This window comes from Asticcacaulis sp. AC460, from assembly GCF_000495795.1.
In the GTDB taxonomy this organism is placed as follows: Bacteria; Pseudomonadota; Alphaproteobacteria; order Caulobacterales; family Caulobacteraceae; genus Asticcacaulis.
In genome coordinates this window covers 64,887-80,524 of record NZ_AWGD01000009.1, presented here as the reverse complement: position 1 = coordinate 80,524, position 15,638 = coordinate 64,887, and the positions used below count along the sequence as shown (strand labels likewise).

Below are 15,638 nucleotides of genomic sequence, written 5' to 3'. Positions count from 1 at the left end.
TGCGGAACGCGCCGGCGTTCCGCAGTATCGCCTACATGTTCGGATAGTTCGGACCGCCGCCGCCTTCGGGCGTGGTCCAGACGATATTGCCCGTCGGATCCTTTATGTCGCACGTCTTGCAGTGAACGCAGTTTTGCGCGTTGATCTGCAAACGCGGCTTGCCCACATCCTGGCCGACAATCTCGTAGACCCCGGCCGGGCAGTAGCGTTGCGCCGGCTCGGCGTACTTGGCCAGGTTGATGTCGATCGGGATATGCGGGTCCTTCAGGACCAGGTGAACCGGTTGATCCTCCTCGTGGTTGGTCGAGGAGATAAAAACCGAGGACAGTTTGTCGAACGACAGGACGCCGTCAGGCTTGGGGTACTTGATCGGCTTGAATTCGGCCGCCGGTTTGATCGACTGGGCGTCGGACTTGCCGTGTTTCAACGTGCCCGAGCCGGTGAGCAGGCTGAAGCCGCCCAGCAGGCTGGTGGCGAACATCTCGACCCCGCCGACGATGGTGCCCAAGGTCGTCCCCAGCCGGGTCAGGATCGGCTTGACGTTGCGGACCAGCTTCAGCTCGCGCTTGATATCGGAATGGTCATAGGCGGTCTGGTAGCCGTCCAGTGTGCGCGGGGCTTCACCGGCCGTCAGGGCCTTGATGGCGGCGTCTGCGGCCAGGATGCCGCTCTTGATGGCATTGTGCGAGCCCTTGATGCGCGGGACGTTGACGAAGCCGGCCGAGCAGCCGATCAGGGCGCCGCCCGGGAAGACCAGCTTCGGCACAGACTGGAAGCCGCCTTCGTTGATGGCGCGGGCGCCATAAGCCACGCGCTGGCCGCCTTCCAGCACCTCGGCGATGATCGGATGGTGCTTGAAGCGCTGGAACTCATCATAGGGCGACAGATAGGGGTTCTGATAGTTCAGGTGGACCACGAAGCCGATCGAGACATAGTGGTCGCCGAAATGGTACATGAACGAACCGCCGCCGGTCTTCTCATTCAGCGGCCAGCCCAGGGTGTGCTGGACCAGGCCGGGTTTGAATTTCGACGGCGAAACCTTCCATAGTTCCTTGATGCCGAGGCCGTATTTCTGGACATCAGCCGTGGCGTCGAGGTCGAACTTGCGGATGACCTGCTGCGACAGCGAACCGCGCGCTCCTTCGGCGAAGAAGGTATATTTGGCCAGCAGGTCCATGCCGGGGACGTAGTCGGGCTTGTGGTGACCGTCGCGGCCGATGCCGGCGACACCGGCGACCACGCCCTTCACGGCGCCTTCTTCACCATAGAGAACTTCGGAACAGGCCATGCCGGGATAGACTTCGACCCCCAGAGCTTCCGCCTGTTCGGCCAGCCACCGCGTCAGATTGCCCAGAGAACCGACATAGCAGCCATGATTGCTCATATAGCCCGGCATGGGCAGCCAGGAGATGTCGAGCGCGCCCTGGGGGCCGAGATAGATGAACTTGTCTTCGCTGACCTTCGTGTCGAGCGGCGCGCCCAGTTCCTTCCAGTTCGGGAACAGTTTCGCCAGCCCCGAGGTGTCGAACACGGCTCCGGACAGGATATGGGCGCCGATTTCCGAGCCCTTTTCCAGCACGGCGACGGTGACCTCGATGCCGGCCTTCTGCGCCTTCTGTTTCAGCCGGATAGCCGCGGACAGCCCGGCCGGACCTCCGCCGACGATGACCACATCATATTCCATCGCCTCGCGTTCAACCGGCATATCGACCATAATTCGCTCTATCTCCCGACGGGTAGTCCCCGTTTTGTTTGAACTTGCCCGCGCGGCCCGCTATGACAGGCTTTGCGTTTTTGAAGGCCCCCCATGTTTCCGTCCGACGATCTGGCAAAGGAGATAGAGAGCTATCTCGGCTTTCTCATCGACCATGAGCTGGAAGAGTCTTACGCGAATGCGCCTCTTAATCGGACTCTGAGCGAAAATAAATCACCAAATCCGCGTGCCGCTGCGGCAGTCACGCAAATTCGTGTGACCCCTGTGGCTTCGGGGCCGCAAGGCGGCGCCGTCAACGCCTTGAAGCCGCAAAACCTTGCCGGGCTTGATACGGGCGCGGTATTGCACGAGGCGAAGCAACGCGCGGCGGCGGCGCGGTCGCTGGACGAGCTGTATGCCGAACTGGAGGCCTTCCAGCATATGCCGATGCGGCATGAAGGGGCGACCCAGATCGTGAAGTTCCGCGGCGCCGCCGATCCCGACCTGATCGTGGTCGGCGAAGGCCCGGATGCGGAGGAGGATGCGTCCGGTCAGGCCTTTGCCGGTAAGCCCGGCGCCCTGATCGACCTGGCGCTGGCGGCGGCCGGGGTCGAAGGACGGACCTTACTGACGCCCTGCGTTTTCTGGCGCCCGGCTGGTGGTCGGCCGCTGACGGATGAAGATATCAGCCTGACGGCGCCTTTCATGCAGGCCCTGATCCGGCTGGCCCAGCCCAAGGCGATCCTGCTTTTGGGCGCCGGCGCCGTGTCGGTGGTGCTGAACCTGGACCAGCGTTTAAGCGAGCTGCGCGGGCGCGTCGTCGGCTATCATGGCGAGCCGAATGTACCGTCCATGGCCAGCTACCCGGCCAACTTCCTGCTGCGCCAGCCGCTGGCCAAGGGATTGTTCTGGCGCGACCTGCTGCAATTGAAGGTTAATGCCGGTCTGTAAAGTCGAGTCAAAAGAAAGTGACTCAACCGGCTGGGAATGTGGCTTGCGGCATCACCCTTCCTGTCACAATGTTACGGTGACAATGCGCAATGGGTTGCCCAGGCGTAAAAGTTTCATTAGTCTCCCGTTCTTTCGGCCAGCCGGTCGCCGCCTCCAGGTGTAGTTTTGACGTCCAACCGCCAAACCCTGTGTTGTCTTGCCGCCGTGCTGATGGTTATGTCAGCGCCCGCCATGGCGCAGGATTTCCTGAACCCGGACTTTGCGGCCCCGACTGCGGCGGATGCCGCGACACCGGCGACCGACCAGACCATCATCGTCAACGAAGCGCCCCTGCCCTATGCCCTGGTCGCGGGCCAGGCCAAGACACCGAAAACGGCCGTCGCCCAGAGCCTGCCCCTGTCGCCCTGGGATGCCCAGCTCTACCAGGCCGCTTTCCAGATGATCGAGGCCGGCGATTTCGAGGCCGCCGACGCCAAGCTGGCCGAGGTCAAGGACCAGCGGCTGATGGGCTACGCCACCTTCAACAAACTGTTCCATCGCAAATACACCTCGACCTACGAAGAGCTGATGGCCTGGCTGGGCACCTATGGCGACCAGCCGATGGCGATGCGTGTCTGGGGCCTGGCCAAGCGCAAGAAACCCGATGGCGCTCCCGATCCGGCCTTCCCGTCCCTCGGAGCCGCGGTTCCGGCCGGCGAAATGGCCGCTACGGCCAACGGCGCAGTGCGCCTCAACGCTACAGGTTCGCTGAACAGCGCCCCCCAGGCGACCTACAATCCCGGTGCGCCGACCGGCGAGGAATTGACTCCCAAGTCGGCGCGGTCGGCCTATAACAACGGTCAGCTGGAACAGGCGGTCAAGCTGGGCAAACAGATCGGCGACCATTGGGTGGTCGGCCTGGCCAATTGGCGTCTGGGCCGCTACGACCAGGCCATGGCGGCGTTCAAGTTCGTCGCCAGCGATCCCAGCCAGAACGCGTGGAGCCAGTCGGGCGGCGCCTACTGGGCCGGCCGTGCGGCCATGAAGCTCGGCAAAAAGGACGAGGCCGAGGGTTACTTCAAGATCGCGGCCAGCTTCCCCTTCACCTTCTATGGCCTGGTGGCCGAACAACGTCTGGGCGTCACGCCCGCCGTGGCCCTGTCGAAGAAGGGTGAGTTGCCGACCTTCTCCGGCGAAACCCGCACGGCGGTGACCGCGGCCCTGGACGGTGACTTCGCCTGGACGCAGTCGCACCCCAAGGCCCAGCGGATGAACGCCCTGATCCAGGTCGGCCGCGTCGGCGATGCCCAGGACGAACTTCAGGCGGCTATCCAAAGCGCCACAAGTGGTGAAGAACGCGATCGCTGGCTGGCCCTGTCGGCCCAGACCCAGATCCCGGTCAGCCAGCTCAAGCGCACCGACAAGCTGTTCGATGCCACGCTGTATCCGATCCCCGATTTCGCCCCCAAGGGCGGCTATACGGTGCCGAAGGCGCTGATCTATGCCTTTGCCCGCAAGGAAAGTAAGTTCAACCCAAAGGCCTATTCCTATTCCGGCGCCTACGGTTTGCTGCAGCTGATGCCGGCAACGGCGGCCCTGGTCGAGAACGATCCCAGCTTTACGGCCACGCCGAAGCAACTTCTGACGCCGGAGGTCAATCTGCGGGTCGGTCAGAAATACATCCAGCGCCTGTTCGACGCCAAGGTGATCGAGGGCGACCTGCTGCGGACGATCGCTGCCTATAATGCCGGTCCGCGGCCGGTGAAGGACGCCGTCGACAGCCTGGGGCCGGATGCCGATTCCCTGCTGTTCCTGGAGTCGATCCCGGTGGCCCAGACCCGGCAATATGTCGAGGAAGTCGCCGCCAACTATTGGATCTATCGCCAGTTGATGGGCCAGCCGACCAAAACCCTTGGCATGGCAGCTAACGACGCGCGGATCATCGACGCTTCGGCGGATAAGTAAGAAGCTTACGCCGCCCGCTTGACCATCGGCGGTTTCGGCGGAACACCCAGCAGATACAGCATGAACCGCGCACTCTTGGTCATCAGGCCGACCGCCCAGCCGCGCGCCTTGAACCGGCGGGCATTGGTGGTGAGCGAGGTCGTCATCGGCCGCAGCCGCGCCCGTCCCAAGGCCATAGCCAAGGCCACGTCCTCGAACGCCGCCTGGTCCTTGTATCCGCCGACACAGTCATACAGGGCGCGCGACAGCAGCAGGCCATGGTCGCCGCTGGGCATGGCCAGCCAACGCGAGCGCAGGGACAGCAGCTCGGCCCATAAAGAGGCCAACCACGACGGGTCATCGAACTTCAGGTGGAAGAAGCCCGCTTGGGTGGGATGCTTGTTGATATGGTTCTGGACCTCGTCCATCCAGCCGTCGCCCAGTTGCGAATCCGAATGCATGATCATGATCCAGTCGCCTTTGGACGCGCGGCAGCCCTGCCACAGTTGAAGGCCGCGCGCGGCATCGGTCCGGATGATCTTGCACCCGGTCGATTCGGCGATTTCCAGGGTCGAATCCTCCGACCCGCCGTCGACAATGATCACCTCGCGAATCAGCCCTTCGACGACACCCGGCACGAGCGACGACAGGGTGCGCACCAAATGGTCTTCGGCGTTCAGGACAGGCATGACAATGGAAATCACGTACGCGACTCTCTGAGAACTTCTGTAACTTAAGGGGCTAATTTTTAGCGAGAGAAGACGCCCACCAGCTCCACGTGGGCGGACCACAAGAACTGATCTATCGGCGTCACCCTGTCCAGCGAAAAACCTGCGTTCACAAGGATTTTAGCGTCACGGACAAAGGTCTGTGGATTACAGCTCACCGCCACGGCGCGGGCGACGGTGGAGCGGGCGATTTCGGCGGCCTGGGCTTCAGCGCCGGCGCGAGGCGGGTCGAAGACGATGGCGTCGAAACCCTTCATTTCCTCGGCCACCATCGGCCGGCGGAACAGGTCGCGGACCTCCGGCGTGATGGTTTTCAGCCCCGGCGCCGAAGCCAGGGCCGCTTTCAGCGCCGCCACGGACGGCGCAGCGCCGTCGGCGGCATAGACCACGGCGGTTTCGGCCAGGGGGAAGGTAAAGGTGCCTGCGCCGCAGAACAGATCGGCGACCTTCTTCGCGCCGGCGACGGCCTGCGTGACCAGTGAGGCCATGGCGGCTTCAGCCTGTGGCGTGGCCTGTAGAAAGGAACCCGCCGGCAGGGCCACGGTTGCCTTGCCGAAACGCACCCGGGGCTGACGCGCCTGATAGAGGATGTCGTCGCCCAGGGTGACGCGGGCGAAGTCAGCTTCTCCGGCCGTCATCGCCACCTGCATGCGGGCATCGGCCGACAGTCCACCGGTGCGGGTACGCTCGACGCCGGAAATGTCGATGTCGAGCCCCGTCAGGGAGGCGGTCACATGCAGGATCGGCGCCGACTTGGGGTGTTCGAACAGCGGCGCCGCCAGTTGCCGCAGCATGGGCAGGGCCGCGACAATGGCTGGATCCGAGATCGAACAGACCTCGATCGGCACCAGCGACCACGACCGTCGTGCCTTGAAACCGATCTGGATGTGCTTGCCCTGTTTGCGGGCGTGCAGACCGACACGGCGTCGCGACTGCGGCGGCGTGGTGAAGCCCGGCAGAACCTCGGTCTCCAGCCCGCCACGGCGCAGTTGGGCTTCGACCACCTCGCGCTTCCAGGCGCTGTAGGCGTCCAGGTCCCAGTGTTGCAGGGTGCAACCGCCGCAGGCCGAGAAATGCGGGCACGGTGGGGTGACGCGCTGCGGACTGGCGTCCATGACCTCGACCAGTTCCGAACGTTCCTTACCCTGGTGCACCAGGACCCGTTCGCCGGGCAGGGTCAGGGGCACGATCAGGCCGCCGGCGGTAATACCGTCGCCCTGGAAGCCGACCTTGTCGATAAGTGCTTCGAAATCCGCCATGACTGCCTGTTGTAAAAAGGGAGACGCCCAATAAGGCCCCTGCCATCCTATGTCAAATTCGCCTGGAAGGCGTACCCTGTTTGCCTCGTCCACGCACGCGGCGAAAATGGCCGCGACGGGTGGGCGTCGCTTTCCATAATTCGTTCAGGATATTTCGAACATGACCAGGTTGAAGTCCGCACTGTTAACCATGATCCTGTCGGCCACGGTTGCCGCCGTCGCCCTCCCCGCCGCCGCCCACTGCCCCGACGGCAAGGCTCACAGCCATAAGACGGTGAAAAAGAAGGTCAAAAAAGCCAAGGCCGTGGCCTGCAACTGCGACAAGCCTGTAAAGGCGTCGCCTGTGAAGGCCAAGGCGGTAAAGGTTAAACGCAAAACCTCCCACCCTGCCCCGGCGCCCAAGCCGCGCGACTATGCCTGGCGCAGCAGCGACACCTATTTCAACGACCACAGCGAGCGCAGCCCGGGTGTCGACCTGAACCGGACATCGTGGGAATCGTCGACCGTCACCACCCGCGTTGTGTCGCGCCGCGTGGTCTATATCCGCCTGGAAGACGGCCGGCTGCTGCGTGATCGTGACGACTGCCGCGACCAGCGTCATCACCACGTCTGGCAGGCTTATTGATTCTTTGTACGAAAAGCGAAGATCGGCATATCTTCCTGCGGCGCAACGACCGACATAAAAAGGGTTAATGTCCTTTTCGGTCGAGGCTTCCCATGCCGCACTCACCTCTTATTCGTACCGCTGCAGTGGCCCTGGCGCTCCTGATGGCGGCGCCTGTCGCCATGGCGCAGGATTATACCGAAGATGGCTACCGCCGCGACGACGGCCGCCGCAGCGACAATGATTATGACCGCCGTGACGACCGCGTGCCCTATGCTGGCGCCGATCTCGCCTATGATTATCTGAGCGGCGAATATTATCGCTACGAAGGCCCGCGCCAGCAGGATCCACGGGCGCGCGAACAGACCGGCTATCGCGACGGCACGCTACACACCAAGCCCAACCACGGTTACTATGCCGGCGTGAACTGGTTCGGCGGCCATCGCCGCTATCGCGGCTGCGGCTGCTCGGCCTGGTATGGCCGCAGCCATGGTTATTATCGCGGATCGTCCTACGAACCCTATGAACGCAGCAACGGCTATTTCGAGCGCTACGCCAGCAGCAACAGCAATGACTGGGGCTATCGTGATCGCCGGCAGTATCGCTTCTACAACTGGGGGTATTGACCCTGACAAACCCCGCTTCGGCGGGGTTTTTTATGGCCATAACAAAGTTCGCTTTATGAACGAAGATGAACGAACCTATCAAGCACCGTTCATATTCGCTCCTTTATACAGGTCACATCAGCCGGCGGTGAGATCACCTGACCCGGTAAACCTCCGGGAAGGAACCCACACCATGATCCGCATGACCGCGACCCGCAAGTTGATCGCCGCTGCCATTACCGCCACGGCCATTGCCGGCTTCGCTCTGCCGGGCATCGCCTCGGCCGAAAGCTGCCGCGGCCAGAAGAAGGACGCTCAGCGCAATGGCGCCATCGCCGGTGCCGTGATCGGCGCCGCGGTCGGTGGCACGGCCTCCAACACCCGCAACAAGGGCCTGGGCACCGTGGCCGGCGCCGTTGTCGGTGCGGCCGTCGGTTCCTCGATTGCCAAGAACAACACCAAGTGCCGTTACGACTACGGCTACAACGACTATTACGACAGCGGTTACAATAATAACTATGACAATGGTTATGACCGTTATGACGACCGCTACGACCGCCGCGATGACCGTTACGACCGTCGTGACGACCGCCGCCACAGCCGTCATGACCGCCGCGACGATCGTTACGACCGCCGCTACTAAGCTTTTCTGATCAGATCCCTGAACGCCTCATGCCCCACCCGTGGCATGAGGTCTGGAAGCCCGATGCATCCCCCCGCGCATCGGGCTTCATTTTTTGCCGCTCAAGCGCCGCGAGGCTCGCGCAAACGTGCGCGGCGGGCAGTCGCCCGCTGGAAAAGTAGGTTTTATTTCTTCGGCGTCCGCCATGACAGCAGCATCGCGCCCCAGAAGTTCCACACCGAGCTCAGCACGGCGGCCAGGATACCGGCCGGGAACCAGTGGATTTTCAGTTCTTCCTTCATGAACAGCGCCAGGGCCAAGCTGATCAGGGCACCGACCGAACAGGCGACATAGAAGCCCAGCAGGCCGCGCAACAGGCCCCAGCCCTGAAGGCGTTTGTCGCGGAAGGTCAGGATGTTGTTGATGAAGAAGTTCCAGGTCATGGAAATCAAGATCGCCAGGCTGTAGCTGACCACGTCGTCGGTCCGGAACTGGAAGCGGTATAGCGGCAGGTAACTGCCATCGCGGAACAGCAGGTGGGCCAGGATCAGGACCGCCGAATAGACGACGACGCCGCTCAAACCCACGCCGACAAACATCACGAACCGCGCCGGCAACAGACCACGGCTGCCTTTTTCGATCAGCACGGCGACCAGGTCGAGAACGACGCGCACATCCAGCTTCGACTCGCCGCCCTGGCGCTGGCGCAGCGACGCCTTGACCTCGGCAAAACGCGGCTTGATCTTGCTGGACGAAGCGATGTCGAGCAGAATCTTGAAGCCCAGGCCGGTCAGTTTCTGACGCGCCGACAGGTAATAGTCGCGCGTCATCATGAAACAGCCGCTCATCGGGTCGGACAATGGCACTTTCAGGATCAGGCCGGTTGCCCAGGTAAAGGCCTTGGAGCCCAGGTCGCGGATACCGCTCAGGCCGGTTTCGGTCTTGCCGATATAGCGCGACACGCAGACTAGGTCCTTGTCGCCCTTCAGGATCAGTTCGGCCAGTTCGCGGATGGCGGCCGGGTCGTGCTGACCGTCGCCATCCATGACACCTAAGAACCGACCGCGCGCGATGTCCCAGCCCTTCATGGCGGCCGAGGACAGGCCGCGCTCACCAACGCGGACATGCAGGCGGACATTGGGACGGGTGGCCGCGACGGCGCGGACCTCGTCGGCGGTATTGTCCTTGGAATCGTCATCGACCACGATGATCTCGTGGCTGATCCCCGCCCCCCCATCCTTCCCACTGAGAATGTCACAGATCTCCTCGATGACGGCGCGGATGGCGGCGCCTTCGTTCAGGGTACAGATGACCAGGCTGAGATCGGGAGCGTTCGGATCGACCGGAGCAGACGAAGGGGTGAGAGTATCGGTCGACAAAAAAAGCTCCATTAAAAGCGTTCCGCTCCATAATGGTTTCAGCGGCGGAAAACAATGGCCTGCTTGTGCGGCTATCCTGAGGCGGCTACAGAGGAACAGCCTTGTGGAAAGCCCAATGAAGATCGCCATCGTCCTGCCGCCGGAGTTCAAGTTCTGCGCCCGCCGGCCCCATTCCATCGAAACCGTCATCCGCACCTTTGCCGCCTATAATCCGTGGGGGCATGAGTTGCGCATCTTCTGCGACTGTGGCGCCGAGGCGCGCTGCGACATTCCGGTGGTGGAATTACCTGTCGGCGCAGGCCGTTCTGCGCGGCTGAAGGCGGCGGTGGCGGCGTTAAAAGATTTCGAACCGGACTATATCGAAGTCCATCATGAGGCGCGGCTGGCGAACCAGATCGCCCGCGCCCTACCCGCCGTCCCGACCACCATCTACCGCCACAACTATATCAAGCCGCCGAAGAACATCTTCCAGCGCCTCGACCAGAACTGGCGCTACGGCGCGCTGGACCGGTTTCTGTTCGTCAGCAATGACACCCGCGCGCATTTTCTGGAGGCGTTTCCAAAGTTCGCCCCGCGCGCTTTTTCGATCTTCAACCCGATTGATGCCGCCAAATGGACCGGAGATCCGGAGGCCAAGGACAAGACCATCGTCTTTGCCGCCCGCGCCATCGTCGAAAAGGGCCTGGAACCGCTGTGCGACGGCCTGGCGGAGGCCCTGCCCCGGCACCCGGACTGGAAGGCCATGCTGATCCTCAGCGCCTTTGACGACGCCAACACCTGGGCCCAGGCACAGGTCGCCAAGCTGAGAGGTCTGGAAGATCAGGTGAGCATCCTGACCAACCAACCCTTGGCGGTCGTACAGGCAAACCTCGCCAGGGCCGCCATTTCCGTGATCCCGTCCGTGTGGAAAGACCCCTTCCCGCTTTCGGCGTTAGAGGCCCATGCCGCCGGTACGGCGGTGATCTCGTCGGGAACCGGTGGTCTGCGCGACATCAGCGGCGACCAGGCCGTCTATCTCGACAAGGTCGAAGGTCCCGATGTCGCGGCGGCGATCGATCGGCTGATCGGTGATCTTGGTCTGCGTCGGCAATTGGCGGCCTTTGGTCAGGCCCGCGCCCGGGTCGAACACACCATTCCGCGGCGCGCCGAAGAACTGAACTCCATCCGCGAAGGCGCCGTCGCCGCCCGGAAAGCATCATGAAGATCGCCATCGTCCTGCCGCCGGGCTATACCTTCTGCGCCGTCGAGCCCAACTCGATCGAGACGGTGATCCGTACGCTTTCGGCCGGCAGCACGGATGACATCCGGGTTTTCTGCGAAACCGGCGCCAAGGCGCGGGACGATATCCCGGTGACCGAGATCGATCCCGGCGGCAACCGACTGGTCCGACGCAAACGGATGATCGACGCCGTGAAGGCCTTTGCCCCCGACTATATCGAGTTCCACCAGCACGCCATCTCGGCCTCGGCGATCGCTGGCGCTTTGAAAGCGATCCCGAACAGCCTGTATCGCCACAACTACGTCAAGAAGCCGAAACACCTGATCGATCGCTGGCGTAACGTCTGGCGCAACCGTTCGTTCAACAGCTTCATCTTCGTCAGCGAAGCGGCCAAGGCGAACTTCCTCAGCAACTACCCGCAATATGCCGGGCGGACCTATGCGGTGGCCAATCCAATCGACGCGTCGCTCTGGCCGGGCGATCCTTTGGTCAAAGACAATACGATCATCTTCTCCGGCCGGGCGGCGCCGGAAAAAGGCCTGGCGCCCCTATGCGACGCCCTCGCCGAGGTCCTGCCGCGCCATAGCGAGTGGAAGGCCGTGCTGGTGCTGAACCGGTTCGGTGTCCATGGTGATTGGGCCCAGGCGCAGATCGACAAGCTGCCGTCTGCACAGGTCACGGTGCTGAAGGACCAGCCCCTGGATGCGGTCAAGGCGCAGATGAAATCCGCCGCCGTTGCCGTCATGCCGTCGGTGTGGGAGGAACCCTTCGGTCTGGTGGCCTTGGAAGCCCATGCCGCCGGCTGTGCCGTCGTGTCATCAGGCAGCGGCGGCCTGCGTGAAGCCTCCGGCGAGCATGCCGTCTATGCACCGGACGTCACTGGCCAGGCTCTGGCCAAAGGTCTGGAGCGGCTGATCGACGATGAAGCCCTGCGGCTGAATCTCGCCCACTCCGGCCAGGCGTTCGTACGTGAGATTCACACCCGCGACCATCGTGCCACTCAGCTACGCAACATCCGCCAGGAGATCGTGGCCAAGGCAAAAGCCTAGACTACCCGGCTTTCAACAGTCTCCCTGCCAGCCAGCGCCGAAGCGGTTCGTCGTACAGCTTGAGGCAGGCCCAGGCGATGGCGACGGCCGCCACGAAGACACCCGCGCCGACCAGCGCGCCTTGTTCCGGCGGAATTTTCTTATCCACCACCCAGCCGGTGTAGATGTAGATCAGCGGATAGTGAGTGATATAGAGCGGATAGGACAGGTCGCCGAAGAAGCGCGCCATGCGCACCGAAACGCCATCGACGTCTTTTTCGCCGGCGCCGATCGCCACGATCAACGGAAACAGCAGGATCACGCAGGCCGAGTCGTAGATACCGTTGAGCCACAGCTTGTCGGTCCCGCCGAAACGCGGCAGAGCCAAGGCTACGATGAGCAGCAGGCTGCAGACCGCGAAGCCGTTGGGCACCTTGATACGCCTGCCCAGCCGCATCAGCAGGACACCGGCAAAGAACGGGAACATAACCCGCGTCAGGCCGATATGAATGCCTTGCGGATCCAGAGACCAGCCGCCGATCAGATCGCCGCGCGGGCCGAAGACGGCCAGGTAAATGACGGCCACACCGGCCAGGGCCACCAGGACGCCCAATGCCTTGTTCGACAGTTTGCGGACACCGACCGCATAGAGAATGTTGGCGACATATTCGTAGAGCAGCGACCACGCCGGACCATTGACCGGGTGAGTCTCGTTCCAGCCGCGGATATCGGCGGATGGCGGCAAGGGAATCATGGTCATGCCGATCACCATGACCAGGACCACCTGCCACGCCGGGGTTCCCGCGATTTTCGGGAAGATAGAATAGTCCTGAAAGAAAAACAGCGCCGCGCCGATCAGGCTGCCCATGATGATCATCGGCTGCAGCCGGACCAGACGGCGTTTGTAGAAATCCCACTGGGTCATGTTGGCCAGCCAGCGGTCATCATAGGCATAGGCCACGACAAACCCCGACAACAAGAAGAAGAAGTCCACCGCCAGATAGCCGTGATTGATGATCTGCTTCTGGGCGCTTCCGCCGGAATAGGCTTCGAACAGGTGGAACACCACCACCATAAGTGACGCCACGCCACGCAGGCCGTCCAGGATGACAAAATGGCTCTTGGCGGGCGTGATGGCGGTGGTAGAGGGTTGCATGAGTCTTCCCGGCATTTTTTGTCTATTGCCATGCCAAATCAAAGTCTTGGCCGGCCCATACAGCATGCCATTGGTTGCAGCCGACGTACAGCGGGATACCATTCTTTGCACATGGCGCATGGTCGCTCTTGCGTTTCAGCGAAAGCGTGAAAGTATGGTACGACAAATCAGAATATGGGTCTGCAAAAGAGACCGGAGGAAACCATGACAACACGCCGGCAGGTCTTACAGGGGCTGATTTTCAGCCTGGGTGGTGCGGCGGCCCTGTCCGCCTTTCAGAATGCCGAAGCCGGTGAAAAGAAGGCCGGCTTCTACAGCGCGGATGAACTGGCGCTGGTCACCTTCCTGGCCGATAGCGTCATCCCGCGTACCGACACACCGGGCGCTATCGACGCCGGCGTCCCCGCCTATATGGACCATTTGCATCTGACCTGGGCTTCCGCCAAGACGCAGGCTGAGCATCGTGGGCAACTGGCCGGGATCAAGGCGAAACTGGACGGCTTTGGCGGACGCAACGTCAACGCCCTGAAGCAGCTCGACACCGCCGCCTTCGCAGGAAATGACCATTGGGATTACCGCTCGGTGAAGTCGCTGATCGCCACGGTCTATTACCTGTCGGAGCCCGGCGCGACGGAGGAACTGCACTACGAACTGGTGCCCGGCCGGTGGATCGCTTCGGCGCCGATCGGCGAAATCGGCCGGACGTGGGCACAATAAACGGCGCAATAACGAAAACGATTACAGGTGAGCGTGATGAACGACGAATTCGATGCCATCGTCATAGGTTCCGGCATGAGCGGCGGATGGGCCGCCAAGGAACTGTGCGAAAAGGGCCTCAAGGTCCTGGTCCTGGAACGCGGCCGCGAGCTGAGCGTGGAGAAGGACTATTCCGACATGCTGTCGCCGTGGGAGCTGCCCAACCTCGACCGCATCAATGAGGAAGAGCTGAAGACGCACTACCCCGTCGCCGCCGAGTCGGTGGGCTATGCGCTGCACGAAACCACCAAGCAGTTCTGGGTTAAGGAGGACGAACAACCTTACGAAACCCCAGAAGGCGCGCCGTTCGAATGGCTGCGCGGCTATCACAGCGGTGGCAAGTCGTTGATGTGGTCGCGCCAGTCCTACCGCTTCGGGCCGCAGGATTTCGAGTCCAACAAGAAGGACGGTCACGGAGTCGACTGGCCGATCCGTTATGACGACCTGGCGCCGTGGTACGACCATGTCGAACGCTTCGCCGGCATTTCGGGCAATCGCGACGGTATCCCCAGCCTGCCCGACGGCCAGTTCCAGCCGGCCTTTGAATTGACCCAACCGGAAAAGGCGTTTGCCGAACGAGTCAACAAGGCCTTTCCATCGCGGCACGTGATTGCGGCGCGCGTCGCACACCTGACCCAGCCGACCCAGGAACAGATGGACCTGGGCCGCGGGCCGTGCCAGGTGCGCAACCACTGCCATCGCGGCTGTTCGTTCGGAGCCTATTTCTCATCGGTTTCGGCAACCCTGCCCGCGGCCCGGCGGACCGAGAACCTGACCCTGATCAGTTACGCCATCGTCCAGGCCATCGACTACGATCCGGTGTCGAAGCGCGCCACCGGCGTTCGAGTGATGGATGCCAATACCCGCGAGACCAAAACCTACACCGCGCGCATCATCTTCCTGAATGCTTCGACCGTGGCCTCGACCCTGATCATGCTGAATTCAAAGTCGGAAGCCTTCCCGACCGGCCTGGCCAACAGCTCCGGCCAACTGGGCCACAACCTGATGGATCACTTCGGCGGCGCCGGCGCCGGTGGCGAATTGCCCGAGTTCGACGCCTATTATCATGCCGGCCGGCGGCCGGGCGGTATCTACGTCGCCAACTACGCCAATATCACCGAGCACGACAAGCCGTTCCTGCGCGGATACGGCTTCCAGGGCGGATCCTCGCGGCCGGGCTGGACGGGTAATCGGCCGGGGATCGGAGAGGACTTCAAGCAGGCCAACCGCACACCCAAACCCTGGACGATCGGCATCAACGCGTTCGGCGACATGCTGCCCAACTTCCGCAACAACATCAGCCTGCATCCCACAAAGACGGACAAGTGGGGTATGCCGGTCGCCGTCATCGACTGCCGGCTGGGCGAGAACGAACTGAAGATGATGCAGGCGGCATCGAAGGACGCCCTGGCCATGATGAAGGCGGCCGGCTGCACGAATATCTGGTCGTCGGAAGACAGAGGCGTGACGATGGAATCCCTCACTTCGCCCGGGAACAAGATCCACGAAATGGGCACGGCGCGGATGGGTCGCGATCCAAAGACCTCAGTGCTGAACGGCTGGTGTCAGTCGCACGACGTGCCCAACCTGTTCATCACCGACGGCAGTTGCATGCCCAGTTCGGCGGTGCAGAACCCGTCATTGACCTATATGGCACTGACGGCGCGCGCCGCCAACCACGCGGCGGAACTGGTGAAAGCAGGCGTGTTGTAGGA

Annotated in this window: 14 protein-coding genes; 9 read left to right on the top strand and 5 right to left on the bottom strand. The window is 62.5% G+C overall.

The window, feature by feature from the left end; all coding sequences use genetic code 11:
- Positions 1 to 31: 31 nt before the first annotated feature.
- Positions 32 to 1,714: an electron transfer flavoprotein-ubiquinone oxidoreductase gene (locus ABAC460_RS30540; protein ID WP_023452418.1), complete on the bottom strand. Its 1,683-nt coding sequence runs from the start codon at positions 1,712 to 1,714 to the stop codon at positions 32 to 34.
- 255 nt (positions 1,715 to 1,969) lie between these two features.
- Here ABAC460_RS30540 and ABAC460_RS30535 point away from each other — a divergent pair, with 255 nt between their 5' ends.
- Positions 1,970 to 2,644, top strand: a complete 675-nt coding sequence (locus ABAC460_RS30535; protein ID WP_235075767.1) for a uracil-DNA glycosylase — start codon at positions 1,970 to 1,972, stop codon at positions 2,642 to 2,644.
- 231 nt (positions 2,645 to 2,875) lie between these two features.
- On the top strand, positions 2,876 to 4,588 hold the full coding sequence (locus tag ABAC460_RS30530; protein ID WP_235075766.1) for a lytic transglycosylase domain-containing protein: 1,713 nt from the start codon (positions 2,876 to 2,878) through the stop codon (positions 4,586 to 4,588).
- Between the two features lie 5 nt (positions 4,589 to 4,593).
- Here the strand turns inward: ABAC460_RS30530 and ABAC460_RS30525 are convergent, their stop codons facing one another.
- Together ABAC460_RS30525 and ABAC460_RS30520 are read right to left on the bottom strand one after the other, a co-directional pair.
- Positions 4,594 to 5,271, bottom strand: a complete 678-nt coding sequence (locus ABAC460_RS30525; protein WP_031236472.1) for a glycosyltransferase — start codon at positions 5,269 to 5,271, stop codon at positions 4,594 to 4,596.
- Positions 5,272 to 5,315: 44 nt separating this feature from the next.
- Positions 5,316 to 6,554 (bottom strand): class I SAM-dependent RNA methyltransferase, encoded by a 1,239-nt coding sequence (locus ABAC460_RS30520; RefSeq protein ID WP_023452414.1) that lies wholly within the window; start codon positions 6,552 to 6,554, stop codon positions 5,316 to 5,318.
- 160 nt (positions 6,555 to 6,714) lie between these two features.
- Between ABAC460_RS30520 and ABAC460_RS30515 the strand changes: the two genes are divergently transcribed.
- The 3 genes from ABAC460_RS30515 to ABAC460_RS30505 all read left to right on the top strand — a co-directional run bounded on the left by ABAC460_RS30515 (position 6,715) and on the right by ABAC460_RS30505 (position 8,406).
- Complete coding sequence (locus tag ABAC460_RS30515) at positions 6,715 to 7,179, top strand: hypothetical protein (protein WP_023452413.1); 465 nt, start codon at positions 6,715 to 6,717, stop codon at positions 7,177 to 7,179.
- A 92-nt stretch (positions 7,180 to 7,271) separates the two neighbouring features.
- A complete protein-coding gene (locus ABAC460_RS30510; RefSeq protein WP_155914587.1) occupies positions 7,272 to 7,784 on the top strand; it encodes a hypothetical protein in 513 nt (170 codons plus the stop codon).
- Positions 7,785 to 7,956: 172 nt separating this feature from the next.
- A complete protein-coding gene (locus ABAC460_RS30505; RefSeq protein WP_023452411.1) occupies positions 7,957 to 8,406 on the top strand; it encodes a glycine zipper 2TM domain-containing protein in 450 nt (149 codons plus the stop codon).
- A 164-nt stretch (positions 8,407 to 8,570) separates the two neighbouring features.
- Here the strand turns inward: ABAC460_RS30505 and ABAC460_RS30500 are convergent, their stop codons facing one another.
- On the bottom strand, positions 8,571 to 9,764 hold the full coding sequence (locus ABAC460_RS30500) for a glycosyltransferase (RefSeq protein ID WP_235075765.1): 1,194 nt from the start codon (positions 9,762 to 9,764) through the stop codon (positions 8,571 to 8,573).
- A gap of 115 nt (positions 9,765 to 9,879) precedes the next feature.
- Here ABAC460_RS30500 and ABAC460_RS30495 point away from each other — a divergent pair, with 115 nt between their 5' ends.
- Together ABAC460_RS30495 and ABAC460_RS30490 are read left to right on the top strand one after the other, a co-directional pair.
- On the top strand, positions 9,880 to 10,965 hold the full coding sequence (locus ABAC460_RS30495; RefSeq protein ID WP_023452409.1) for a glycosyltransferase family 4 protein: 1,086 nt from the start codon (positions 9,880 to 9,882) through the stop codon (positions 10,963 to 10,965).
- Positions 10,962 to 12,032 carry a glycosyltransferase family 4 protein gene (locus tag ABAC460_RS30490; RefSeq protein ID WP_023452408.1) on the top strand — a complete coding sequence of 357 codons (1,071 nt, stop codon included), beginning with the start codon at positions 10,962 to 10,964 and terminating at the stop codon, positions 12,030 to 12,032. The genes ABAC460_RS30495 and ABAC460_RS30490 overlap by 4 nt, the downstream gene beginning before the upstream one ends.
- 1 nt (position 12,033) lies before the next feature.
- Here the strand turns inward: ABAC460_RS30490 and ABAC460_RS30485 are convergent, their stop codons facing one another.
- On the bottom strand, positions 12,034 to 13,167 hold the full coding sequence (locus ABAC460_RS30485) for an acyltransferase family protein (RefSeq protein WP_023452407.1): 1,134 nt from the start codon (positions 13,165 to 13,167) through the stop codon (positions 12,034 to 12,036).
- Between the two features lie 204 nt (positions 13,168 to 13,371).
- Here ABAC460_RS30485 and ABAC460_RS48140 point away from each other — a divergent pair, with 204 nt between their 5' ends.
- Positions 13,372 to 13,884: a gluconate 2-dehydrogenase subunit 3 family protein gene (locus ABAC460_RS48140; protein ID WP_023452406.1), complete on the top strand. Its 513-nt coding sequence runs from the start codon at positions 13,372 to 13,374 to the stop codon at positions 13,882 to 13,884.
- A gap of 36 nt (positions 13,885 to 13,920) precedes the next feature.
- The gene (locus ABAC460_RS30475) at positions 13,921 to 15,636 is read left to right on the top strand and encodes a GMC oxidoreductase (RefSeq protein WP_023452405.1); all 1,716 of its coding nucleotides are present in this window, start codon (positions 13,921 to 13,923) and stop codon (positions 15,634 to 15,636) included.
- Positions 15,637 to 15,638: the final 2 nt, after the last annotated feature.

Excerpts from the sequence above, each read along its gene's own strand:
- ABAC460_RS30540 (WP_023452418.1), bottom strand. The coding sequence starts at position 1,714 with ATGGTCGATATGCCGGTTGAACGCGAGGCGATGGAATATGATGTGGTC.
- ABAC460_RS30530 (WP_235075766.1), top strand. The coding sequence starts at position 2,876 with ATGGCGCAGGATTTCCTGAACCCGGACTTTGCGGCCCCGACTGCGGCG.
- ABAC460_RS30520 (WP_023452414.1), bottom strand. The coding sequence starts at position 6,554 with ATGGCGGATTTCGAAGCACTTATCGACAAGGTCGGCTTCCAGGGCGAC.
- ABAC460_RS30515 (WP_023452413.1), top strand. The coding sequence starts at position 6,715 with ATGACCAGGTTGAAGTCCGCACTGTTAACCATGATCCTGTCGGCCACG.
- ABAC460_RS30510 (WP_155914587.1), top strand. The coding sequence starts at position 7,272 with ATGCCGCACTCACCTCTTATTCGTACCGCTGCAGTGGCCCTGGCGCTC.
- ABAC460_RS30505 (WP_023452411.1), top strand. The coding sequence starts at position 7,957 with ATGATCCGCATGACCGCGACCCGCAAGTTGATCGCCGCTGCCATTACC.
- ABAC460_RS30495 (WP_023452409.1), top strand. The coding sequence starts at position 9,880 with ATGAAGATCGCCATCGTCCTGCCGCCGGAGTTCAAGTTCTGCGCCCGC.
- ABAC460_RS30490 (WP_023452408.1), top strand. The coding sequence starts at position 10,962 with ATGAAGATCGCCATCGTCCTGCCGCCGGGCTATACCTTCTGCGCCGTC.
- ABAC460_RS30485 (WP_023452407.1), bottom strand. The coding sequence starts at position 13,167 with ATGCAACCCTCTACCACCGCCATCACGCCCGCCAAGAGCCATTTTGTC.
- ABAC460_RS48140 (WP_023452406.1), top strand. The coding sequence starts at position 13,372 with ATGACAACACGCCGGCAGGTCTTACAGGGGCTGATTTTCAGCCTGGGT.
- ABAC460_RS30475 (WP_023452405.1), top strand. The coding sequence starts at position 13,921 with ATGAACGACGAATTCGATGCCATCGTCATAGGTTCCGGCATGAGCGGC.